The 23619-nt window shown below is 43.8% G+C and carries 17 protein-coding genes and 1 tRNA gene; 7 read left to right on the top strand and 11 right to left on the bottom strand.

Annotated elements, in window-relative coordinates; translation table 11 throughout:
- The first annotated feature begins 29 nt into the window (after nt 1-29).
- Nucleotides 30-194: a hypothetical protein gene (locus tag QT973_RS12665; RefSeq protein WP_333056791.1), complete on the top strand. Its 165-nt coding sequence runs from the start codon at nt 30-32 to the stop codon at nt 192-194.
- Between the two features lie 66 nt (nt 195-260).
- Here QT973_RS12665 and QT973_RS12670 read toward each other — a convergent pair.
- Nucleotides 261-333, bottom strand: a tRNA-Arg gene (locus QT973_RS12670).
- Nucleotides 334-419: 86 nt separating this feature from the next.
- On the opposite strand from QT973_RS12670, the gene QT973_RS12675 reads away from it, so the two are divergent.
- From QT973_RS12675 to QT973_RS12695, 5 genes are all read left to right on the top strand, one after another.
- Complete coding sequence (locus QT973_RS12675; protein ID WP_333056790.1) at nt 420-617, top strand: hypothetical protein; 198 nt, start codon at nt 420-422, stop codon at nt 615-617.
- 83 nt (nt 618-700) lie between these two features.
- On the top strand, nt 701-3565 hold the full coding sequence (locus QT973_RS12680; protein WP_333056789.1) for an ATP-binding protein: 2865 nt from the start codon (nt 701-703) through the stop codon (nt 3563-3565).
- The gene (locus QT973_RS12685; RefSeq protein ID WP_333209128.1) at nt 3558-4994 is read left to right on the top strand and encodes a response regulator; all 1437 of its coding nucleotides are present in this window, start codon (nt 3558-3560) and stop codon (nt 4992-4994) included. Before QT973_RS12680 ends, QT973_RS12685 begins: the two co-directional genes overlap by 8 nt.
- Before the next feature lie 125 nt (nt 4995-5119).
- The gene (locus QT973_RS12690; protein WP_333056787.1) at nt 5120-5515 is read left to right on the top strand and encodes a response regulator; all 396 of its coding nucleotides are present in this window, start codon (nt 5120-5122) and stop codon (nt 5513-5515) included.
- A complete protein-coding gene (locus QT973_RS12695) occupies nt 5512-8118 on the top strand; it encodes a PAS domain S-box protein (protein ID WP_333209126.1) in 2607 nt (868 codons plus the stop codon). The genes QT973_RS12690 and QT973_RS12695 overlap by 4 nt, the downstream gene beginning before the upstream one ends.
- Before the next feature lie 185 nt (nt 8119-8303).
- On the opposite strand, the gene QT973_RS12700 is transcribed toward QT973_RS12695, so the two are convergent.
- From QT973_RS12700 to tkt, 6 genes are all read right to left on the bottom strand, one after another.
- Complete coding sequence (locus QT973_RS12700) at nt 8304-9392, bottom strand: response regulator (RefSeq protein WP_333391451.1); 1089 nt, start codon at nt 9390-9392, stop codon at nt 8304-8306.
- A gap of 125 nt (nt 9393-9517) precedes the next feature.
- A complete protein-coding gene (locus QT973_RS12705) occupies nt 9518-11020 on the bottom strand; it encodes an ATP-binding protein (protein ID WP_333209123.1) in 1503 nt (500 codons plus the stop codon).
- A gap of 91 nt (nt 11021-11111) precedes the next feature.
- On the bottom strand, nt 11112-11264 hold the full coding sequence (locus tag QT973_RS12710) for a hypothetical protein (RefSeq protein WP_333056783.1): 153 nt from the start codon (nt 11262-11264) through the stop codon (nt 11112-11114).
- 307 nt (nt 11265-11571) lie between these two features.
- Nucleotides 11572-12018 (bottom strand): response regulator, encoded by a 447-nt coding sequence (locus QT973_RS12715; RefSeq protein ID WP_333056782.1) that lies wholly within the window; start codon nt 12016-12018, stop codon nt 11572-11574.
- A gap of 48 nt (nt 12019-12066) precedes the next feature.
- A complete protein-coding gene (locus QT973_RS12720; RefSeq protein ID WP_333056781.1) occupies nt 12067-14865 on the bottom strand; it encodes a PAS domain S-box protein in 2799 nt (932 codons plus the stop codon).
- Between the two features lie 559 nt (nt 14866-15424).
- A complete protein-coding gene (tkt, locus tag QT973_RS12725) occupies nt 15425-17440 on the bottom strand; it encodes a transketolase (protein WP_333056780.1) in 2016 nt (671 codons plus the stop codon).
- Nucleotides 17441-17921: 481 nt separating this feature from the next.
- On the opposite strand from tkt, the gene lysS reads away from it, so the two are divergent.
- On the top strand, nt 17922-19475 hold the full coding sequence (lysS, locus tag QT973_RS12730; RefSeq protein WP_333269937.1) for a lysine--tRNA ligase: 1554 nt from the start codon (nt 17922-17924) through the stop codon (nt 19473-19475).
- A 534-nt stretch (nt 19476-20009) separates the two neighbouring features.
- On the opposite strand, the gene QT973_RS12735 is transcribed toward lysS, so the two are convergent.
- From QT973_RS12735 to def, 4 genes are all read right to left on the bottom strand, one after another.
- Entirely contained in the window at nt 20010-20609 is a 600-nt protein-coding gene (locus tag QT973_RS12735) for a TerD family protein (RefSeq protein WP_333056778.1), read from the bottom strand.
- 81 nt (nt 20610-20690) lie between these two features.
- Nucleotides 20691-22145, bottom strand: coding sequence for a TerD family protein (locus QT973_RS12740; protein WP_333233160.1), 1455 nt, complete (start codon nt 22143-22145; stop codon nt 20691-20693).
- 117 nt (nt 22146-22262) lie between these two features.
- Nucleotides 22263-22835 (bottom strand): TerD family protein, encoded by a 573-nt coding sequence (locus tag QT973_RS12745; protein ID WP_333056776.1) that lies wholly within the window; start codon nt 22833-22835, stop codon nt 22263-22265.
- 160 nt (nt 22836-22995) lie between these two features.
- Complete coding sequence (def, locus tag QT973_RS12750; RefSeq protein ID WP_333056774.1) at nt 22996-23529, bottom strand: peptide deformylase; 534 nt, start codon at nt 23527-23529, stop codon at nt 22996-22998.
- Between the last annotated feature and the right edge of the window lie 90 nt (nt 23530-23619).

Here is a 23619-nt window from a genome sequence, read left to right on the forward strand (position 1 = left end):
TATCAAAATCAGTCATTCTATAAATCTACATGAGCACGGAGCTATTGGAAAACTCCGCTCCGACCGTCGCAGATTTTCCAGAGCCAGCCGACTTGCTCAACCAGTTGAAAGCGCGGCGCAAAAAGTCCGGCGCAAACTTGGCAGATATGGAGGTGGTTTTGGAGATACTTGGAACAGATGGGAGCGAAATTTGAGCGGAAAATAGGACTATCGGTAATACAATTAACCTGAAACCCTTACTCCGCAAACGACATACAAAGTGAGCACGGAGGGATTTGAACCCCCGACCCTCAGGACCGGAACCTGATGCTCTATCCACTGAGCTACGTGCCCTCGACTTTCTGAAGTATAACACGTCTTGCGGAAAATGGCGAGTGCCGATCGCAAATTTCCTGGCCGGCCTCCAAACCGCTTGACCCATGCGGGTTAAACTCGCCCGCGCGATCGGGTATCAGGCCATTCTCGCAGCCAGAGACGGCAACTTTTACCTAAATGGTAACAATAATACGACAATGGGTAAAATAATAGACTTTAATCGACCAAACATTAGGTTCACAAGCGATCGGGGTCGAGCATCTACCACAGCTAAAATAGCCCGCATCAATTCCCCTAGCTAATCGGCAGTAAATAAATGGTGCTGCAGTTAAGACAGGTTGTGCAAATACGGTTCTAGACTAAGTTCACCAAACCCCTCAATCTTATGGTTTCTAAAATTTTAGACAAATTATCGCTGCGAACTGTTCTCATAGTTCCATTTGTATTGCAAATCGTGGGAGCCGTGGGACTCGTAGGATATCTGTCTTTTAGAAACGGACAAAAAGCAGTTAATAACCTTGCCAGTCAGTTAATGAGCGAGGTGAGTTTGCGGGTCGAGCAAAACCTGCAAGTTTACCTAACAACTCCCCATCAAATCAATCAAACCAAGCTGGATGCTGTCAAACTCGGGTTGTTAAATATGGACAACTTATCCGCTTGGGAGAAATATCTTTGGCGCCAAGTACAATTATATCCATATATCAATTTTACCTCCATTGGCAACAAGAATGGAGACTATCGAACCGGAGAGAAACTGTCAAATGGCTCTCTAATGATTAATTTATCAGGCAAATCTACTGGTTTTGATTTTTATTCTTACCATACTAATGATACAGGCGATCGCACTACCCTAGCAACAGTTGTCAAAAACTTTGACATCCGCGAACATCCTTCGTACAAAAATGCGGCTCATCTCGAACAACCAACTTGGAGTTCCGTTTATATTTCGTTTCTAGAACCAACCTTAATACTCAGTGCGCTCCAACCTGTATACGAGAACAATCAGCTACAAGGAGTATTAATTAGCGCCTTGCGTCTAGACCATATTGGGAGTTTTTTAAACAGTCTCAAAATTGGCAAATCCGGGCAAGCATTTATTATGGAAAAGAATGGTACTTTACTGGCAACTTCAACTGCCGAACAACCATTTCGCATCAATAATAATAAGAAAGAACTGTTCAAAGCAGAAGAGAGTGTTGACCACTCGACTCAAGCTACAGCTAAATATGTAGCAGTTCGTTTTCAGGAATTAAAGCAAATAAAAACTTCCTATCTCTTTAATTTTGAAATAGAGAACAAGCGACAATTTGTAAAAGTTCTACCGTTCCAAGATGGCAAAGGTTTAGACTGGCTGATTGTGGTAGTTGTTCCCGAATCAGATTTTACCAAAGAAATAGATGCTAATACCCAGACTACTATTTGGCTATGTTTAGCAGCTTTAGGAGTAGCTTTAGTTATCGGCATTCTGACTTCTCGCTGGGTGACAAATCCTATTTGGCGCTTAAATACAGCAGCCCAAAATATTGCTAAAGGTGAATGGGATAAAACAGTAGAAAGCGAACGCTCCGACGAATTGGGGGAATTAGCTAAGTCATTTAACAGCATGGCTCAACAATTGCAACAATCTTTTGAAACTTTAGAACAGCGAGTGCAAGAGCGGACGGCAGAATTGGCTATAGCTAAAGACAAAGCGGAAGTAGCGAATCAAGCTAAAAGTACCTTTCTTGCTAATATGAGTCACGAATTGCGATCGCCTCTCAATGCAATTCTCGGTTTTTCCCAACTGATGACTCGCAGCCAAACTCTCTCCCCAGAGCATCAAGAAAATATTAGCATAATTAGCAGCAGCGGAGAACACCTCCTTACCCTGATTAATAACGTGCTGGATTTATCTAAAATTGAATCGGGGCGCACCACCCTCAATCCCCAAAAATTCGACCTCTATCGCCTGCTAAACGACGTGGAAGATATGTTTCAACTCAAAGCAGATGACAAGCACTTGCAGTTGATTTTTGACTGCAGTCCCGATGTGCCACAATATATAAAAACTGACGAGTTAAAGTTGCGGCAAATCTTAATTAATCTGCTCAATAATTCTCTTAAGTTTACCGAGGCAGGCTGTGTAGCGGTAAGAGTTGGCAAGCAGTCATTAGGCCGAAATCAGCAGGCACAAGGGGGAATTTTTTCTGATTTTGCAGTATCAAAACCTACAAATTTTTTCGCCATAAATGGTCTTAAAATATCTCAAATCAGTCAGTCGAACAACCAAATCATTGCAACCCCAAATGACGATGCAGCTTCTACCTCTTCCTTCTTCCTTCATTTTGAAGTCGAGGATACTGGTCCCGGTATTGCTACCAATGAATTAGACGATATTTTTGAACCTTTCGTGCAAACCAAGACAGGCAAAGATTCGCAAGAAGGTACTGGCTTGGGATTGCCCATCAGTCGCAAATTTGTGGAATTAATGGGCGGTGAAATGAGCGTCAGTTCTGCTGTTGGTAAGGGAACGAATTTTCAGTTCGATATTCAAGTTATTGCTGTCGATGCGGCTGATATTGAACGCCCAAAGCCGATCAGGAATGTTATAGGCCTGGTTCCCAACCAACACACCTATCGAATTTTGATAGTAGACGATAAACCGCTCAATCGCCAATTGTTAATTAAAATCCTCTCTCCTCTGGGTTTTGAACTAAAAGAAGCGAATAACGGTCAAGAAGCTATTGAGATTTGGGATAGTTGGGAACCGCATCTCATTTGGATGGACATGAGAATGCCTGTGATGGACGGCTACGAAGCTACGCAATACATTAAAGGTACTATTAAAGGTCAAGCTACTGCGATTATTGCGCTGACAGCCAGCGTTTTGGAGGAAGAACGGGCAGTTATTTTATCGGCGGGTTGCGATGCTTTTATGAGGAAGCCTTTCCGGGAACCCGATATTTTTGATGCTATGCACAAACATATCGGAGTGCGCTATATTTATGAAGATCCGGCTCAAAGTGATTTATCGGCAATCAAAGAGGGCGATCGCGCTATGAGTGCGACTGATTTCGTAAAATTGCCTGATTCACTGGTAGCTGATTTAAAGCTAGCAATACAGAATGCAGATATGGATTTAATTGATACTTTGATAGAGCAAATTCGCTTAAAGGATGCAGTAACGGCAGGCGCGATCGCAAATTGTATAGAAAATTTTGAGTACGACAAACTTTTAAAATTAATATCTCAAGCAAGATCACATGAATAACGACATTCCTAGCACCGATCGCGGTAATATTTTAGTAGTTGACGATACCCCAGCTAATTTGCGGCTGCTAGCCGGAATTTTGAACAGCAAGGGCTATAAAGTTCGCCCGGTACCTAGCGGTGAGTTAGCGCTTTCGGCAGCCAAAGGTATGCCTCCAGATTTGATTTTGCTGGATATTATGATGCCCGAAATGAATGGGTATGAAGTTTGCGAAAAGATCAAAGCTGATGAACGAACTTGCGAAATCCCGGTAATTTTTATTAGCGCGATTAATGACGTACTTGACAAGGTCAAAGCCTTTGCTGTGGGCGGGGTAGATTATATTACTAAGCCCTTTCAGGTGGAAGAGGTTCTAGTGAGGGTAGAAACCCATTTAGCAATGTGCCAGTTGCGAAAAAAACTCCAACAGAAAAACAATGAACTTACAGTTACTTTAGACCAACTGCAAGCTACTCAGAATCAATTAGTGCAATCGGAAAAAATGGCTGCATTAGGGCAACTGATTGCGGGCATTGCTCACGAAATCAATACGCCGTTGGGAGCGATTCGGTCGTCTATTGGAAATATTACCAGCTTTTTGGATAACAATCTCGAAAGCTTGCCAGTTTTTTTTAAAGAACTGTCTGCTGAACGCCAGCAAGATTTCTTGCGTTTGATGTACAGTTCTAGTCAACAAAATTACTCTTTATCTACTCGAGAAAAACGGGTATTGAAAAAAGGAGTGAAGCAGCAACTAGAGTCGGAAGGTCTTGACAATGCTGACAGCCTTGCTAGCATTTTAGTCAATATCGGATTGCAAGGAAATTTGCAAGAATTCTTGTCGTTGCTCAAAGATCCTGACAGCGAAAATATTATAAAAACAGCCTACGACTTTGCTAGCATTCACAGAAGCGCCCGAACCATCGCTACCGCTACTGAACGCGCTGCCAAAGTTGTCTTTGCCCTGAAAAATTATGCGCGTTACGATGTAAATGGGGAAAAAATACAAGTGAATATTACGGATGGAATTGAAACTGTATTAACTCTTTACCAAAACCAAATCAAGCAGGGTGTGGAAGTGTTCAGAAACTATCAAGATAAATTGCCTGTGGTACTATGTTATCCTGATGAACTCAATCAAGTTTGGACAAATTTAATTCACAATTCCTTACAAGCGATGGACAATCAAGGGACTTTAACAATTGACGCGCTACAACAAGATACCAGCCTCTTGGTAAAAATTATTGACAGCGGTAAGGGGATTCAACCAGAGATTATTCCGAAAATTTTTGAGCCTTTTTTTACCACCAAACCTGCGGGAGAAGGCAGCGGATTGGGACTGGATATTGTCAAAAAAATAATTGAAAAACATCAAGGTAAAATTGATGTGGAGTCGAGGCCCGGTAAAACAGTATTTACCGTGTGTTTGCCGATTAATTTAACTGAGTAGCTAAAGCGCCGGATGCTGAAGTCGGGGGCGAAAATTTGCAGTCTACCCGCGCAGAATGTAGAATTTGGAAAACGGTGTACTGCCCATGGGGGTTCACCCTACCCCACTAAAGAAGGAAACTAGCGATGTCTAAATCAGCAATTTTGTGTGTGGACGATGAAGTAGGAGTGTTGGAAAGTCTGGAAATTGAACTGCAACAGGCATTTAACGGTAAATATCTTTGCGAATTTGCTGAAAGTGCTGCCGAGGCCCTGGAAATTATTGAAGAGCTCTGTGAAGCTGAGGTTAATATTTTAGTAATTGTCTCTGATTGGTTGATGCCCGGAATGAAAGGAGATGAGTTGCTGATTAAAATCCACCAAAAATATCCGCAAATTGTGACAGTGATGCTGACAGGACAAGCCGACAAAGAAGCAATCGAACGCACAAAAAATCAAGCTAATCTTCATGCTTTCATAGAAAAACCTTGGCAGAATCAAGAATTAATTGAAGCGATTAAGTCTGGTCTAGCAAATTTATGAAAAAACCAGTCATTATTTGTGTGGATGATGAGCAGACTATACTCGATAGTCTGGAAATAGACCTCCTAAAAGCCTTTGAAGATAAATATTTAATTGAAACGGCCCAAAGTGGCGAAGAAGCTTTAGAGTTGCTGTCAGAACTTTTAGCAGAACAGTATGAAGTTCCTTTGGTTATTTCGGATCATATCATGCCTAGCATGAAAGGAGACGAACTATTAAGGAGCGTTCATGCTATCTCGCCGAACTGTCTCAAAATCATGCTGACGGGCCAGGCCGATTTGGATGCGGTAGCCAATGCTATTAACTATGCTAAATTGTACCGATATATACCTAAACCTTGGCAATGTGATGACTTAAAATTAACGGTCACTGAGGCAATATATAGATATTTTCAAGATAAACAATTAGCGGAAAAACAAAGAGAACTGCAGGAAATGAATCAGGAGTTGGTAAAATTAAACCGCAAGCAGGCGATGCTGATTGCCAAACTCCATGAAAACGAAAGTCGCTTGACGCAATATTTAGAAGCTATGCCATTGGGCGTGTGTGTACTTGATGCAAACGGGCAATCTTTCTACGCTAACCAGAAAGCGCGGGATGTATTTGGCAAAGGCACTGTGCCACATATTAATTCAGAGCAAAAAGCAGCTATTTATCAATTCTATAAAACCGGGACTAATCAGAGATGCCCTGTGGAAGAATTGCCAATTATGCGGGCGCTTAGGGGCGAAAATGTGCGGACTGAGGGTGTAGAAATTCGTACAGCTAATAAAATTATTCCTGTAGAGAGTTGGGCAACTCCAATTTATGATTCTACAGGAGACATTTCCTATGCGATTATTGCTTTTAGTGACATAAGTGAACGCAAGGAAGCTGAAGCGGCGCTAATTCAAGCTGAAGAGAAGTATCGCGGGATATTTGAAAATGCTCTAGAAGGTATTTTTCAGACGACGCCGGACGGACATTTTATCAGTGCGAATCCTGCTCTGGCGGAAATTTACGGCTACGATTCTGCGTCAGAATTGATAGAAAGTATTAATGATATTCAGCAGCAATTGTACGTGGAACCGAACCGCCGTCAAGAGTTTTTGGGGCTGATGAAACAGCACGGTACTCTGTGTGAGTTTGAGTCTCAGGTTTACTGTCGAGATGGCAGCATTATCTGGATTTCTGAGTATGCGCGCACAGTTTATGATGCTAACGGTGAAGTGCTTTACTATCAGGGTTTTGCTAAGGATATTAGTTTGCAAAGACAGGTAGAAGTGGAACGAATTAGGTTTACTAATGATTTAGAAAAAGCTTTGGCAGCCGAAGAAAAGTTAAATGAGGCACTGTCAGAAAACGAAAGCCGATTGACTCAATTCCTGGAAGCGATGCCAGTAGGAATATTTGTTGTGGATGGTAAGGGTAAACCTTTTTACATGAATTCTTGGGGCGAAAGGATACTAGCCCAAGGTTTAATTTTTGATGGGGGTACTGAGCAATTTCCTGAAGCTTATCATTTTTACGACGCTGGAACTAATCAATTGTATCCCAGGGATAGCCAACCGATTGTTCGGGCGTTGCGGGGAGAATTTGTGCGTATGGACGATCTAGAAGTTCATGGATCGGATCGGATTGTGCCGATCGAGGTTTGGGCGACTCCAATCTACGACGAACGGAAAAACATAGTTTACGCCATCGCGGCTTTTCAAGACATCACGGAACGTCTAGAGGTAGAAACCGAGCGCCGCCAATTCACAGACGAGTTGCAAAAAGCTTTAGCAGCGGAAGAAAAATTAACAGATGCTTACGGGCGGTTTGTGCCGCACCAATTTCTCCACTTTCTGGGATATGAAAGTATTCTGGAAGTCAAATTAGGCGATCAGGTACAGAAAGAAATGTCGGTGCTGTTTTCAGATATCCGCGATTTCACTTCTCTTTCGGAAAGGATGAATCCCGAAGAAAATTTTAAATTTATTAATGGTTATTTGTCCCGGATGGAACCGGCAATTACTGACAATTTTGGTTTTATTGACAAATACATTGGCGATGCGATTATGGCGCTGTTTGATGGCAGTGCGGACGATGCTGTGAAAGCTGGAATTGCAATGCTAGAAGAGCTTAACGAATATAATATTAGTCGTAATCAGGTCGATGGCCCGCCGCTGCAAATTGGCATTGGCATCAATACAGGTTCTTTGATGTTAGGCACGGTGGGCGGCCAAAGTCGGATGGACAGCACGGTGATTAGCGATGCGGTAAACTTAGCCTCCCGCGTGGAAACTTTAACGAAAGAGTATGAAGTTTCGATGTTAATTACTCACAATACTTTTATACAGTTAAACAATATTTATGATTTGAGGTTGATCGATCGCGTAACAGTTAAAGGCAAATCCCGAATGGTAACACTTTATGAAGTATTTGCGGCCGATCCGCCAGAGTTACGACAGAAAAAGTTAGAGACAAAGACAATCTTTGAGCAAGCTTTGGTACTCTACAATAGTGATAGGTGTGGCGAAGCTATAAGATTGTTTTCGGCCTGCTTAGAAATCAACCCTAATGATAAGGTAGCTCAAATTTATATGCAGCGGTGTCTGAAAGGCGCGATCGCTCCTGCATAATAGCAGAAGGAAGAAGCAATCGATCGCATGGGGAAAGTGCGATTAAAAACTTCCCAATCATCGGCCACGGTTGCTATATTGTTGATAGGATTTTCCCAAAATAATGCAACTGTAGGGAATATCCCAACCCTGATCTAGTAAATCATCCCCAATTCTAAAATCTAAAATCTAAAATCTAAAATGGTTTAGACAGGCAGGGAAACGCAAACTATGGTTTCTTGCTGCGGAAAACTTTCTATTTTAAATTCTCCTCCGTGCAATTCTACAAGGCGTTGAACGATGGCCAGACCCAATCCCAAACCTGCTTGTTGGTAAAGTCTGCGATCGAACTGCCTGTAAGCTTCTAGCTGTGCAATCTGATCGGTAGTCATACCGCGGCCTTGGTCTTTAACAGACAGAATAAAAGTCTGATTTTCGACGAAAGTGCTTAATAAAACAGGCGTTCCTTCTAAAGAAAATTTGAAGGCATTGTCCAATAATTCTTCAACTATTTTTGCGAGCCTCACAGAATCAATGGCTACCGATGAATCTTGCAAGTTCAATTGTAAATCGTCTGTTCTATTCGCGTGTTTTGCTTGCTGCCGCGCTTTTTGACTCAGCAAAGATTTTACACAGCTAAATTCGCTGTTTCGCATCTCCTTTAGCAGTTCGGGATTGGTGGCTGCTATCTCCAGTTCTGCATACAGCAAAAAGTTCTGAATCAGCCGATACAAGCGATGACCGGAAGTTTGAATTTGACCGATCATCTCTAAGATATCTGATTCCTCTAAGACCTGATATTCTGACAGAATTAGCTCAGAAAAGCCCAGAATTGCATTCAAAGGAGTCCGCAATTCGTGGGGCAGCGACATACTAATATTAGTGCGTAATTCGTCTAGCGTCTTTTGAGATTGTCGGCTAATTGTTTTTTGTTTTTCAAGTCTAATAGCAATGGCTTTTAGCAGTTCTTGGGGCGTACAGGGCTTAGTAATGTAATCGTCAGCTCCCAGTTCCATGCCCGTGCGAATGTCAACTTTATCGGCTTTGGCTGTGAGGAAAATAAACGGAATTGTGGCAGTCAATGGTTCGGAGCGCAAAGCTTTGATGACGCCGTGACCGTCTACTTCCGGCATCATCATGTCGCACAAAATTAAGTCGGGGATTTTTTCGATCGCCAATTTGATGCCGACTTGGCCATTACTCGCTCCTATTCCTTCAAAATTCTCGGCTTCCAGCAACTCTAAAATATTCTCTCTAATCGCTTCTTCGTCTTCTATTACCAAAATCTTAGCCACGGTGCTAGCTCCTTGTAGTTAGTAGTTTTTCGTAAAAATTCTGGGTTCAGATACTTGATAAGTTTGTTTGTTAGGGGCTTAATTAATCGTTAAATTGCGGATATGTATAGTTAATAATTCAGTTGTTATTGACTGGGGGTGTAAATTAAAGGCAAGGTAATAGTGAAAGTTGTGCCTTTTCCTTCTTGACTCTCGATCGCGAGTTGGCCGCCGTGAAGTTCCACAGCCCTCTTCACAATTGCTAAACCGAGACCTGTTCCCGAAATAGTGCCGACATTTGGAGCTCGGTAAAAAGTTTCTAATATCCGCTCTCGATCGGCTTGGGGAATGCCGATGCCCCGGTCTTGAACTTGGAACACAGCTTCGTTGTTTTGACAGTTGAGGTGCAAGGAAACTGTACTGCCGACGGGGGAATATTTGATGGCATTTGAGAGGACATTTCCCAAGATTTGCTGCAGCAGTTTTTCATCCATTTGAGCATCGCAGTTGCCGCCTTCATATTGAAAGGCGATCGGGTGTTGGTTGCTGTCGTTGAGCTGCTGCTCTTCTACCAGTTGACGGCAAAATTTTTCGAGGTTTAAGGAAACCGGTTGAAACTGCAAGGTATTGGCTTCGATTTTGCCAATTACGAGGATATCTTCTAATAACTCTGTCATGCGTTTAATTGCTAATTGAATCCGCACAAAATGAGTAGATTTTTTATCTTGGGGCCACTGAGAACTGTAATCTTGCAGCAATCCAGCGGAAAATTGGATGGTTGTCAAAGGTGTGCGGAACTCGTGGGAAACCATTGTGACAAATTTAGCTCGCAGTTGTGAAAGTTCCTTTTCTCGTGCGAGGGCTTTGAGAATTTCCGCTTCTGCTCGTTTGCGATCGCTAATGTCACGGGCTTCGGCAATCAGCAGCAAAACTTGTCCTGTTTCATTTTTAACAGGTTTCAGTGAGAAATCAACTGTCATAATTTGGCCGCTTTTGCCTAATAAGTCGATTTCGCTGCGGAAAAACTCGCCCCGACTTGCTTTGCCGATCGCGAATTGCAATTGTTCGGAAACCTGTGGCGACTGGGCCCAAATCGCCATTTCCCAAATTGGGCGGCCCACAATACCTTCCGATCGCAATCCGGCAAAATCGAGGGCTGTCTCGTTGACTTCCAGCACAATTCCTTGCGGAGTCAGCAGCTTGGTTAGCTGAAACGACGAGTCAAAAATCGCCCGAAAGCGGCGCTCGCTTTCCCGCAGCATTTGAAATGTTTGAGATCGTTCGATCGCGTAGCGGATCGTCCGCACTAATAATTGAGTAGTAATTTGACCTTTAACAATATAGTCTTGAGCTCCCAAGCGAACTGCTTCTAGGGCGATCGCCTCATCGTCCAAGCCTGTCATTACCACCATTGGCACATCAGGAGCAACTTCTCGCAGGCGAGTTAGGGTTTCCAAACCGCGGCTGTCGGGCAAAGAAAGGTCGAGCAAAACGACATCAAAGGGTTGTTTACACAATTGTGCGATCGCCTCATGCAGGAACTCAACAGACACCAGTTCCCACTCGACGCCCACAGATACTTCTAACAGTTCTGCAAGTAAATCAGCATCAGCAGGATTGTCTTCTACTAACAGAATCTTAATCCACATAGCTTAGACGTTTTTGACTGTAAAATTTTTACTCTACCAATCTTAGGTTAAACTTTTTTGCTTTCCCTTGCCATTTTCAACTTGAAAATTATTATTTGGGAACTGTCACCACCACCAGCCACCAATCCTCAATCCATCTCACCAGCTTAGCGACTTGACTAAAATCGATAGGCTTAGTGATGTAGCACCGGGCTGACAGGGCATAAGACTTGAGAATCTCTTCATCGGCTATGGATTTTGTCATAATTACCACCGGAATCATTTTTAACTTGAGTGCTGAATTAATTTATATCAATATTTACCAACCGTTTTTTTATACAAAATTAAGTCCAGCAGAATTAAATCGGGACGCAAACCCGAACAGAAAAGCCTTCTTTATTCAAAAATTTTATTGCTAATACCATATTTCCTACTCTTAGGCAAATTGTTAAAAATTGGCTGGTAGCCAGCTTTTATAAACCCCATTCAGCCTCGCTGAGCAAATCATCCACCAGCATAATTTCCATAGGTTAAAAAAAATTAGAGCGCTCATAAGCGAAGCATCTGTTCGTTTAATTTAGAGGAAGTTTGACGACGGCCAGCCAGAATTCCTCAATTAACCTGACTACTTTAGTAAATTCTATGAAGTCTACCGGTTTTGTTATGTAACAGTTGGCGTGGAGGGAGTATGACTTAAAAATATCTTCCGGCGCTGCTGAAGTGCTGAGAATTACTACAGGAATTAATTTTAAGTTGGGGTCAGTTTTAATTTCTTCTAGCACTTCAATACCGCTTTTTTTCGGCAGATGCAAATCGAGCAAAATCAAATCAGGACGAGGTACCCTGAGATAGGGCTCTTTTTGGCGCAAAAACTTGATTGCTTCGACTCCATCCTCCACAAAATGCAAGTTATTCAATATTTTACCCTGACTGAGGACTTCTCTTGCCAAATCCGCATCGCTGGGAGAATCCTCAATCAGCAGAATTTCTATAGGTCTAACAGTGCTTCGATCGCTCATAACTGGCGTATCCTTTAAAGTATAAAAACAAAATTGAATTTTGAGGCTTCAGGTACTAATTATAGGAATAGTGAAGTAAAAAGTCGCTCCTTTTCCCTCTTGGGATTCCACCCAGATGCGACCGCCGTGGCGTTCAACAATGCGCTTGCACATCGCCAAACCTATACCAGTACCGGAATATTGGCGGCGTCCGTGCAGGCGTTGAAAAATGATGAAAATGCGATCGGCATACTGCGGATCGATGCCAATGCCGTTATCGCGGACACTGAACACCCATTCACTCTCTTGCCTGCAGGCAGCGATATGAATCAACGGGATATCTTGGCGACAAAATTTGATGCTGTTGGCGACCAAATTTTGGAATAATTGCACCAGTTGAAATTCATCCGCCATCACGGTTGGCATCGCGTCGCAGGTGATTACAGCTTTTGTTTCGGCGATCGCAATTTGCAAATTGCACATAGTTTGCTTAACCACAGCGTTGCAGTCCGCCTGCTCAAACTCCTGACCCCTCGTTCCCAGGCGCGAATACGCCAACAAATCGTTAATTAACTGCTGCATTCTGGTGGCGCCATCGACAATATAATGAATATACTTATCTGCGCGATCGTCCAAATTTCCTTGATAGCGCTGGGCAAGCAATTGAGTGTAACTGGTAACGGCTCGGAGCGGTTCTTGCAAATCGTGGGAAGCCACATAAGCAAATTGTTCTAATTCCTCGTTGGAACGCTTCAAATCTTCTGTCAGTTGCAGCATTTGCTGCTCTGCTTCTTTGCGGCTTGTAATGTTGTAAACCAAGGCGCAACAAGACAGCAGATTATCCTGGGAGTCCATGACTGGACTGGTAGACATATGAGTCCAAATATCTTTGCCGTCCTTGCTTTTGAATTTAAATTCGTGTTGATCGCCAATACCTTGCTTCCGTCGCTCGATATGATCGAGAGCTTTTTCTTTTTCCGATTTGTCCATGAACTCAAAAAGTGGGCGACCGAACATTTCTAATTCACTATAACCTAGCATACGCGCCATTGCGTGGTTTACGTAATTCGTGAGACCATTTCTGTCAATTACCCAAATACCTTCTTCTGCTAATTCAACTATTTGCCTGTACTTAAATTCGCTTTCCTGCAAAGCTGTTTCAGTTAGTTTGCGCTCAGTGATATCTTTCATAAAACAGTGGTGGCCGTTAAATATCCCTTGTGCGTCGCAAGATTTTACCATCGTTAATTGCTTATAAAAAAACGAGCGATTTTTTCGGACTCCTCTAGCTTCAACTTCTACTTTCCCAGAAATTAACATTTCCTGATAAGCTGAGAGCATCATCTCAACATCGCCCGGATGTACGGTAAGCTGCCATTCCATGCCAAGCATTTGTTCCGGTTCGTAACCGCATTTATGAGCGTAAGCTCGGTTAACCTTCACGTAGCGTCCCTCAATATCAAGCAGCGAAATGCCTTCCACGGTATTTTGCATGGCATTTGTGAGGTCACGCAGCTCTTTTTCTGCTTGTTTGCGATCGCTAATATCCTGACCAATACCCAAAAAACCGTTAATATTTCCGCTACTATCAAATAAGGCCGTCACCGACAGCAGTACCGGAAACCGCGAACCATCTTTGCGAATATAAGTCCACTCATTTTCGTCCGCGATTTCCCGGCACGGCAAGGTAAATAATACTTGAATTCCCGGCTCTATTTTAACTCCCAATTCTTGAGAAAGAACTTCAGCTCTTTGAGCGACCTCCAGAGGCTCGTGAATTATTGCTATGGTGACTTTCCCCACTACTTCTTCTAGCGAATAACCTAAAAGTTGCTCTGCCGCCCGATTAAATGTTTTAATTGTACCGTCGGAATCGGTAGAAATAATTGTGTAGTTAGCGCTATTAAGAATAGCATTTTGCAGTTGCGTCAATTCCAACAAAGTGAGAGCAATTTTTTCGCGGTAAGCTATTTCTTTTTGCAATTGGTGGTTAGAAATTTCGATTTGAGCAGTGCGCTCAGAAACTCGATGCTCCAGAGTTTCATTGAGCCGTCGATTTTCCTCTTCTATCTGCTTGCGTTCTGTAATATCAGTAATAGTACACACATAACTTTTAACCTCCCCATTTTCTCCGATTTGACCGACAGATTGACCGAATACCCAACTGATTTGAGGGTGATTAATGCCTTGAAAGCGGTACTCAGATTTAAACGGCAATTTCTCCTGCGCGGCGCTATACCATTCAGAACAAACCCGATCGCGATCGTCTGGATGAATGCCTTGCAACCACCCTTTGCCCAAAGCTTCATCACAAGTTATTCCCGAAATTTGACACCAGCGTTCGTTGACATACAAGCAGTCTCCTCCAGCATCTGCATAAAATATTCCCACCGGCGAAGCTTCAGTTAAAGTTTGATAGCGAGCTTCCGTTTCTCGGCGTTCAATTATTTCTTTTTGCAGTATTGAATCGATCATCCCTAATTGAGTTGGACTCAGGAGAGTTAAGGCTTGGGGAACGAAAGGAATTAATGCAAAAGCGGTGTAACCAGAAATCGCGGCGGTAATAATTTTTAGAATCCCAGAAACCCAATAAACAGGATGCCAAAGCGTCCAAACTTCCATCACATGAGTAGTGCCGCCGGAGATAATAAAGGCTGCAAACAGCCAAAAGATATTGCGAAAGGGCAAGTCTTTTCGCTGAAAGATAAAATAATAAATTAGCGAGAGGGGTATTGAATAGTAAGCCAGGGCAATGATAGAGTCTGACACTATGTGGAGTGCGACTAGCTCTGGCGGCCAAAGGTAACAGTAGCCTTGAGGAATATAATTTCCCGTGAATAACAGGTGATTTAAAAAATTCCAAATCATAAACGGAATGGCAAATGGGGAAGGAGTAATTTAAGGCAATAACTTATAACTTATCTTAACTCTCTGAAATATACAGTTATGGAGGCACGGGGGGCTAAAAACCCGGTTTCTTCATAAAAATCTCGTTGCCAAACCGAATATAGTGGTAGAAACTGGTTTTTCTTCCGTAAGTCTTAATATAGCAATTCTCAATGATTCGCGAGCTGTAGCGAGCTCTAGGTTGGGTATAACTCATATGTTGCACCATTCTCAATCCTTTTATGAACAGGCTTTTCTGCCTGTTCCACAAGAGATGAATTTTCTTGTGGAACAGGCAGAAAAGCCTGTTCCTGACAATGGTGCAAGATGTGAGGTATGACGAAGTGAAACCCTAGATGCCGATTTTAGATTTTAGATTTTAGCTTTTCCTTCCTTCTTCCTTATCTTCTAAATAACTAAAGCCTTCTTCCATCCATCCGTTACATCGGAAGGAAGCGAATCCGTTGCCGAACTTCTTCCTTCTGCTATAAAAAATGGGGCGAGCCCGAAGCCCGCCCCACCAAAAATTATGCTGCTGCTATTAGCCCAACAGCGCCTGAGCCTTAGCTACCACATTATCAACGGTGTAGCCAAACTTTTCTAAAGCAACCGGGCCCGGTGCAGAAGCACCGAATCTGTCAATACTGAGGCTATCGCCTTCAGAACCCAAATAACGTCCCCAGCCGAAGCTAGAACCTGCTTCAACGGCCAACCGCTTAGTAACAGCTTTCGGCAGTACAGATTCGCGGTAAGCGGCATCTTGTAAGTCGAACAATTCCCAGCAAGGCATCGAAACTACGCGCACTTTATTACCTGCGGCGCGCAATTTTTCAGCGGCATCAACGCAGAGGTAGGTTTCGCCGCCGGTGCCGATTAAAATGATGTCGGGAGTGCCGCCGTCGTCGGACAAAATGTAAGCGCCTTTGGCTGTTCCTTCGATCGAACTTCCGGCCAAGTTGGGCAGATTTTGGCGCGACAAAGCCATTAAAGTTGGGCGAGTGCGGCTTTCAACGGCCACTTTGTAAGCGCCGGATGTTTCGTTACCATCCGCAGGGCGCATTACCAACAAATCGGGAATTACGCGCAGAGAAGCGATGGTTTCCACGGGTTGGTGAGTTGGGCCGTCTTCGCCCAAGGCTACGGAGTCGTGAGTCATTACGTAAATAACTCCAGCTTCCGAGAGTGCAGAGAGGCGAATTGCTCCCCGCATATAGTCAGCAAATACCAAGAAAGTGGCGCAGTAAGGAATTAAACCGCCGTGCAAAAGCATACCGTTGGCGATCGCACCCATGCCGTGTTCCCGCACACCAAAGCGCAGGTTACGTCCTTCGTACTGACCTTTTTGGAAGTCTTTTTCACCCTTAAGCAAAGTCATGTTAGAAGATGCCAAGTCAGCGGAACCGCCGATCAATTCAGGTAACACACCTGCCAAAGCATTCAAACATTTTCCAGAATGATTCCGAGTCGAATCGGCTTTATCTTCTGCCTTGTATGTCGGCAAAACTTTATCCCAACCTTCAGGAAGTTTGCCGGCCACTGTGCGCTCATATTCTGCTGCTTCTGCAGGATATGCTGCTTTATAAGCATCAAAAGCTTTCTGCCATTCTTGCTCAGCTTGAGCACCGCGATCGACTGCTTTGCGGAAGTGTGACAAAGCATCATCAGGAATCTCAAACGGTGCGTGTTCCCACTTCAAGAAATCACGAGTTGCTTTCACTTCATCGGTACCCAAAGCAGCACCGTGAGAACTGTAAGAATTGCGCTTGTTAGGAGAACCGTAACCAATAACTGTGCGGACTTTAATCATGGACGGTTTGTCCGTGACTTTTTTGGCTTCTTCAATAGCTTTGTGAACTGCTTCTAGGTTAGTATCTTCGTCTAGAGCGGTATTGTCTACTGTAATAACGTGCCAATTGTAAGCTTCAAAACGCTTGCCCACATCTTCAGTAAAGGCCAAGCTTGTGTCGCCTTCAATAGAAATGTGATTGTCATCGTACAAAGCAATTAATTTGCCGAGTCCGAGGTGTCCGGCCAAAGAACAAGCTTCGCCAGAAATGCCTTCCATGTGGCAGCCGTCACCCATGATGACATAGGTGTAGTGGTCAACAATTTTATGGTCGGGCTTGTTAAACTTAGCAGCGAGGTGAGCTTCTGCCATTGCCAAACCGACGGCATTAGCAATTCCTTGTCCCAGGGGGCCAGTGGTAACTTCTACGCCTTCGGTGACGAAGTTTTCGGGGTGTCCGGGGGTTTTGGATTCCCACTGACGAAATTGCTTGATGTCGTCGAGGGTGACGCTATCGTAGCCGGTCAAGTACATGAGGGCGTACTGTAGCATACAGCCGTGGCCGGCGGAGAGGACGAAGCGATCGCGGTTAAACCATTTGGGGTTTTTGGGGTTGAACCGCATGAACCGATCCCACAGCACGAAGGCCATAGGGGCAGCGCCCATCGGCAGTCCCGGGTGTCCTGATTTTGCTTTTTCTACCGCATCGATGGCCAAAAAGCGGATAGAGTTGATGCAGAGTTCTTCGAGTGATTGGGTTGCAACAGCCATAATTCTGGTTTTTATATGTTAAGAGAGAGTGTGTGTGGTCGATTCTGACAGAGGTGCGATGAGCCGAGTTCGATCGCTCGCGTTTCTGCTGTTCAGTTTCTGTGGAACTGCCGTGAGGCTGCACTACATATCATCTCACCTGTTGCGATCGACAGACAACTTAATTTTTTAATGTTTCGGTCGCTTTGTGCAGTCGATTGTAAATTTTTATCGGAGATATTTCTGGGGCGAGTGCGGATCTGTGAGATCGGGGTACGAGAGGGTGTAACTTATTTATTTGGCAAATTGGCTCTCAAAGCCACCCAGTTATGATAGAGTTTGGTGTTTCTGACATTTTGCAGCTCGATCGCGAACAGGCAAGATGCCTGTTCCACAAAGAGGAATTTTCGTGTGGGGCGTTGATTTGAGCAACGCTCGATCGCACGATCGCCAGAATAGTGCAAGATGTCAGATATTTGTAATTTTAATCAGGCAATAACTAATGACTCTCAGTGAAGCCGAAGTCCGCAGTCAAAAAGTAGACGAACTGCGATCGCAAGGCATAGAACCGTATCCCAGTGAATCCTACGCGCGATCGCACACAGCCAAGCAAGTTCGCGAAATATTTAGTCAGCCGGGAAAAGAACTCGAAAACGGACAAAGTGACCCCGAAGAAATTTCCCTGCGATTAGCTGGCCGCATCACTTCCAAGCGAGACAGCGGCAAAATTGGTTTCATCGATTTAAAAGACGCCACAGACAAAATTCAACTCAAAATCGAGAAAGCAATCGTCACCGGCGAAGTCGGTTTGAGCTTTGAACAAATTAAAAAATTGCTCGATGTCGGCGATTTTGTCGGTGTCGAAGGTATCGGCTGCCGCACCCCCAGGGGAGAACTTTCTATTTTAGTGAGGGAATTCAAGCTTTTATCAAAAGCTACCATTCAATTTCCCGATTCTTATTATGGAATTAACGACCCCGAAGTTTGCCGCCGTCACCGCGAAATGGATTTGGCAAGCAACCAAGATGCGCTCAACCGTTTTATGCTGCGAAGCCGCATCGTTCAAAGCATCCGTTCCTATCTCTGGCAAGCCAATTTTTACGAAATAGAAACGCCAACACTGCAAGCTATTTACGGCGGTGCTGCTGCTAAGCCATTCATCACTCACCACAATGCTTTAGAGGTAGATTTGTATTTGCGAGTCGCTCCAGAATTATTCTTAAAAAGAGCAATTTGCGGCGGTTTCGAGCGAGTCTTTGAACTAGGGAAAGCATTTAGGAATGAGGGCATTGACAGCACCCACAATCCTGAGTTTACCTCTTTAGAAGTTTACCAAGCTTATGCTGATGTTTTCGACATTTTAGGAGTAGTCGAAGACGTGATATGTTTCGCAGCGGCGGCGGTATTTGGGGATGTCAAGGAAATTGAAAATCAGGGGGAAACGATTAGTTTAGAACGCAAGTTCGACTACAGCGAAAAATATCCCGGTTTCAAGGGCAAACACTGGCAAGTGAAAACGATGGTAGAAGCTGTCAGAGACGAGTTTGGGCTGGATTTTGACAGTTTGGACTTGGAAAGTGCGATCGACTCTGCAACCAAGTTAGAATTGCACCTGTCTAAGTTAGAACAACAGAGTTTAGGCTACGTGCTGTATGCAGTTTTTGATAAATTAGTTGTTCCCAAACTCATTCAACCTACATTCATTATCGACTACCCTGTTGAAGTCAGTCCCTTAGCAAAAGGACATCGCAGCAAGCCCGGATTTGTAGAACGTTTCGAGCTATTTATCAACGGTACAGAATACTCGAACGGCTTCTCAGAATTGAACGATCCGAAAGAGCAAAGAAAGCGGTTTGAGGAACAGTTAGCACAGAAAAATGCGGGCGATGATGAAGCGCATCCAATGGATGAAGACTTTATTCAAGCTTTATCTTTGGGAATGCCTAATTGTGCGGGAATGGGTATCGGTGTAGACAGATTGGTGATGCTTTTAACTAATACTCAAAGCATCCGCGATGCGGTGATGTTCCCGACAATGCGGCCGGTCAAAGATTGATTCGTAATTTTTTGTAGGGGCGGGTTCACGAATAACATTTAATTCCCACAAACAATCTATATAAACCCGCCCCCACCCGACAAATAACCTACATCAACCTTGACTTCGATCAAATACTAAAAATGTGCATTGCGATTTACCGTTGGAGGGGGGCGGGTTTATTTATATCGTCAATTATTGGCTAATATTTTGGTGAAACCCGCCCCTACAATTATGCAGAAAATGTGCATTGCGATTTACCGTTGGAGGGGGGCGGGTTTATTTATATCGTCAATTATTGGCTAATATTGTTGGTTAACCCGCCCCTACAATTATGCAGAAAATGTGCATTGCGATTTACCGTTGGAGGGGGGCGGGTTTATTTATATCGTCAATTATTGGCTAATATTGTTGGTTAACCCGCCCCTACAATTCTACGGAAAATGTGCATTTTGATGGCGGGCTGGGAGGGGGCGGGTTTATATAGATTGTCAATTATTGACAGGTATTTTGGGTGAACCCGCCCCTACAAGCCTGAATTTAACAGATTTGATATCACCGCATAAACGAACCGACAACACCGTTCATATCTTCAGCCAAAGGATTTCCCAAAGCCTTAAACTTCCACTCGCCGCCTTCTCGATAGACTTCTCCCATCAACATATTTAATTTTCCTTCATAAGATGGGTCATTTGACAAGCGATAGCGAGCGATTTCTTTGCCTGCGGCATCTACAGCTCTCACGAAAGCATTTTCTACCAGGCCGAAATGCTGTTTTCTCTCTTTTCCATCGTAAATATTTACGCCCAAAATAATTTTGTGATATTCTCCTGGCAAAGAACTCAGTTTCACCACTATTTGTTCGTCGTCTCCCTCTCCCTCGCCCGTGAGATTGTCGCCTGAGTGAACAACTGTTTTGTCCTTTGACTCCAAATGAGAGTAATAAATTACATCCTCTTTGTAGTTCTTTATTTTGCCATTTTCTCCCAACAGCATAGCGTAGGAATCTAAGTCAAAATTTGCACCGCTGCTTCGGCCGAAAAGACCTTTTTTAGTTTGTGCCACATCCCAGCCCAAACCCATTGTCAGTCTGGACAAGTCGTATTCGCTTTTGCTGAGAACTATTGATTGTCCTTTTGTTAAGTTGATAGCCATAGTTTTGTGATTTTGTAAGGTTTATGGTGAAGTTGAATGATTGCCCTAAGCTAGCATTTTGTTTGTCGGCAAAAGCTGTTTCTAGGGTAAGAGATTTTTGATTCGTGCTGATTTTACCCAATTCGGATATTCTGCTGTCAACAAATCGTATAATTCCTCATCGGCAATATGTTCCGGGTCTTCTAAACTGAAGAAATCGGCGTTGTCTAGGTAGCGATCGCCCATTTGGTCAAGCTGCTCTAAAAAGCTAAAATCGCTCGCTACTGCTCTTGCTAACCACCCGCGAACTCCCTTACTTTTGACATCTTTCTGCGACTTACCGATCGCCATAAACTGCCAAAATATCGGCTCATAGGACGACCATTGTAGCTGCTGCTTGGTTTCCGATTCGTCCGCAGTGGCTCCATCAGTCACAAACATCACGTAGACAGGTCGATCGGCTTTAATACCTGCGTTGCGCCTGCTACCCCTACCGTCAGGAAAATAGAAGTTTCTAATTTCCTTCATCACTTTACCGTAGTAAGTACCTCCTTCTAAAGGATACTGTTGCAGTATATGGTCGATGAAGTTTGAGAAATTGTCGATCGACATTTCACCGGGATTGTGGGGGTTGACTCCAAACAGAAATATGTCGATCGCTGCGTTGTCATCAAACCGACATCCCAAAGCCAAAATCTTCTCTGCCAAACGCTGAATTTTTCCTGAACTGTATAGCGAAGACATGGAACCAGAAATATCAAGGCAAAGCGCTACTTGAGCATTGTGATTTGTTAGATTTGCTTTCTTGAGCGAGATATCTGCTTTCTTAGCGAGATTGAAAATGTGCGGCGCTTTCTCCTGAAGCTTTTTGTCTAATGCTATAGCTTTCTGACTTTTGTGGCTATCTTCAATAACTGGTAATCTAGGCAGTTCTACTGTACGTTGTGCAGGTTTTTCTGGCTGTTGAATCTCTGAATGATACTTGTCAACAAAACTCTGCAACCCTGCTTTATATCCTTGTCCTACGGCCTGAAATCTCCAAGCTGCCTCTTTTTTATACAACCGTCCAAACTCGACTGCTGTTTCTTCAGAAAAAGCTTCTGTTAAATCATAGCGCGCTAGTTCGCTGCCGGTTTGGCGATCGTACAATCGGATAAAAGCATTTCTGATTTGGCTAAAATTTTGATGTTTAGCTTGTGCGTCGTGAATCGTGACCACAAAAACCATTTCCTCAACAGCAGCCGTTACTTTTTCCAAGTCTACATCAATTGTCTCGTCATCCCCTTGAGTTTGACCGGTTTGATTATCTCCCGAATGGGCGATCGCTCCGTCCGGCGACTGCGAGTTATTGTAAAATACAAAGTATCTTTCATCGGGGATTTTGCCGTCCGTACCTAATGCAAAAACCGAGGCATCGATATCGCAGCTTTGCTGGTTTGAGTCTGAAAAATTTAGTTCAGTTGCTATTTCCCATCCCAGGGCGATCGCAACTTTTGTTAAACTTGGAGATGTTTTAGAAAGATTAAATCTTTCGCCCTTCTTTAATTGAATTCCCATCTGGTTTGTCACCTCATGAGTCTGGCTTAAAATCGAGGGAAATATTCCTGCTTCCGAATTTCCCCTCGATTTATTTAGTTAGGAGCGATCCTCTTCGAGGGCTTCGCTAACGACCTTTTATCCGGCATACTTATCTACAAAGCTTTGCAAGCCGGAATTGTAGCCTTCTCCTACAGCTTGAAACCTCCACTCGCCGTCTTTCTTGTAAAGTCTGCCAAACTCTACCGCTGTCTCCCTAGAAAAATCCTCGTCCAAATCGTACTTCGTTACTTCTGTGTTAGTAGTAGTGTCGTAAATCCTGATAAAAGCATTCCGCACTTGACCGAAGTTTTGCCTTCTCAATTCTGCTTCGTGGATAGTTACCACAAACACAATTTCTTGCACCGCCGGATCGACTTTGGTTAAATCGACTGTAACGGTTTCATCATCGCCAAATCCTTCTCCGGTTCTGCTATCTCCCAGATGTATTACAGAAGTGTCCGGCGACTCCTTGTTGTTGTAGAAAACAAAGTATTTTTCGCCGGGAATTTTGCCAGTAGCCCCCAACATAAACACGGAAGCATCTAAGTCAAACGCTGCGCCGGTGTCTGTAGCATTGGTATCCCATCCCAAACCAATCCCGGCATTTTTTAGCCCCGGTGCTTCTTTAGAGAGATTGATTCTCCCGCCTTTTTCTAAGTTGATAGACATTTGCTCTCCTGTTTGCAACATCTCTGATATTACTGCTAACAATTATACCAACTGTCAGAGCAGCTTGACAAATTGCTTTTGGTACTCGTCCTCGGTCAATCGATTTTAGATTTTAGATTTTGGATTTGGGATTTTGGATTGGAGAATTGCTCCCGTATGGTCAGAGCAGCTTGACAAATTGCTGCTGGTACTCATCCTCAGTCATCAGTTCGTGGGTATTTTCCACCCTGTCTAAAAACACGATTCCATCTAAATGGTCGTGTTCGTGTTGAAAAATTCGGGCCACAAAGTCTGTCAATTCTTGTCGGTGGAGTTTGCCGTCTCTACTGGTGTATTCTATCTCGATCGCCCTACTTCTCGGCACCAATCCCCGAATCCCCGGAATGCTCAAACAGCCTTCCCAGTCTTTGACTGTCTCTGTTGATGCAGCCACAATCCGGGGATTAATCATCGCTGTGGGCTCCATGTTGGGTGCTTGGGGATACCGCAGGTTGGGGCGAGATGCGACGATGAACAGGCGATCGGACTGAGCCGCTTGAGGGGCGGCAATCCCCACTCCGTTTGCCTGCTGTACTGTAAATATTAAGCTGTCAATCAACTCTTGAATGCGATCGTCTTTAATATTCTCGACAACTTGCGATCGGCGGCGCAATACGGGATTTCCTAATTGTGAGATTTGTAAGATTTCTGCCATAGTTATTGGTTAGTCCTTATTGGTTATTTGTTGTTACCGTTTTGTCGGTTGAATGGAGGAACAAAATCTAACTTACTCACTCAATAATTA

Source organism: Microcoleus sp. Z1_A1 (assembly GCF_036700305.1).
Classification (GTDB): Bacteria; Cyanobacteriota; Cyanobacteriia; order Cyanobacteriales; family Microcoleaceae; genus Microcoleus.

Bases quoted from the DNA above. Each gene is read 5' to 3' on its own strand.
- QT973_RS12665 (WP_333056791.1), top strand. From the start codon at position 30: ATGAGCACGGAGCTATTGGAAAACTCCGCTCCGACCGTCGCAGATTTT.
- QT973_RS12675 (WP_333056790.1), top strand. From the start codon at position 420: ATGCGGGTTAAACTCGCCCGCGCGATCGGGTATCAGGCCATTCTCGCA.
- QT973_RS12680 (WP_333056789.1), top strand. From the start codon at position 701: ATGGTTTCTAAAATTTTAGACAAATTATCGCTGCGAACTGTTCTCATA.
- QT973_RS12685 (WP_333209128.1), top strand. From the start codon at position 3,558: ATGAATAACGACATTCCTAGCACCGATCGCGGTAATATTTTAGTAGTT.
- QT973_RS12690 (WP_333056787.1), top strand. From the start codon at position 5,120: ATGTCTAAATCAGCAATTTTGTGTGTGGACGATGAAGTAGGAGTGTTG.
- QT973_RS12695 (WP_333209126.1), top strand. From the start codon at position 5,512: ATGAAAAAACCAGTCATTATTTGTGTGGATGATGAGCAGACTATACTC.
- QT973_RS12705 (WP_333209123.1), bottom strand. From the start codon at position 11,020: ATGTGGATTAAGATTCTGTTAGTAGAAGACAATCCTGCTGATGCTGAT.
- QT973_RS12710 (WP_333056783.1), bottom strand. From the start codon at position 11,264: ATGACAAAATCCATAGCCGATGAAGAGATTCTCAAGTCTTATGCCCTG.
- QT973_RS12715 (WP_333056782.1), bottom strand. From the start codon at position 12,018: ATGAGCGATCGAAGCACTGTTAGACCTATAGAAATTCTGCTGATTGAG.
- QT973_RS12720 (WP_333056781.1), bottom strand. From the start codon at position 14,865: ATGATTTGGAATTTTTTAAATCACCTGTTATTCACGGGAAATTATATT.
- tkt (WP_333056780.1), bottom strand. From the start codon at position 17,440: ATGGCTGTTGCAACCCAATCACTCGAAGAACTCTGCATCAACTCTATC.
- lysS (WP_333269937.1), top strand. From the start codon at position 17,922: ATGACTCTCAGTGAAGCCGAAGTCCGCAGTCAAAAAGTAGACGAACTG.
- QT973_RS12735 (WP_333056778.1), bottom strand. From the start codon at position 20,609: ATGGCTATCAACTTAACAAAAGGACAATCAATAGTTCTCAGCAAAAGC.
- QT973_RS12740 (WP_333233160.1), bottom strand. From the start codon at position 22,145: ATGGGAATTCAATTAAAGAAGGGCGAAAGATTTAATCTTTCTAAAACA.
- QT973_RS12745 (WP_333056776.1), bottom strand. From the start codon at position 22,835: ATGTCTATCAACTTAGAAAAAGGCGGGAGAATCAATCTCTCTAAAGAA.
- def (WP_333056774.1), bottom strand. From the start codon at position 23,529: ATGGCAGAAATCTTACAAATCTCACAATTAGGAAATCCCGTATTGCGC.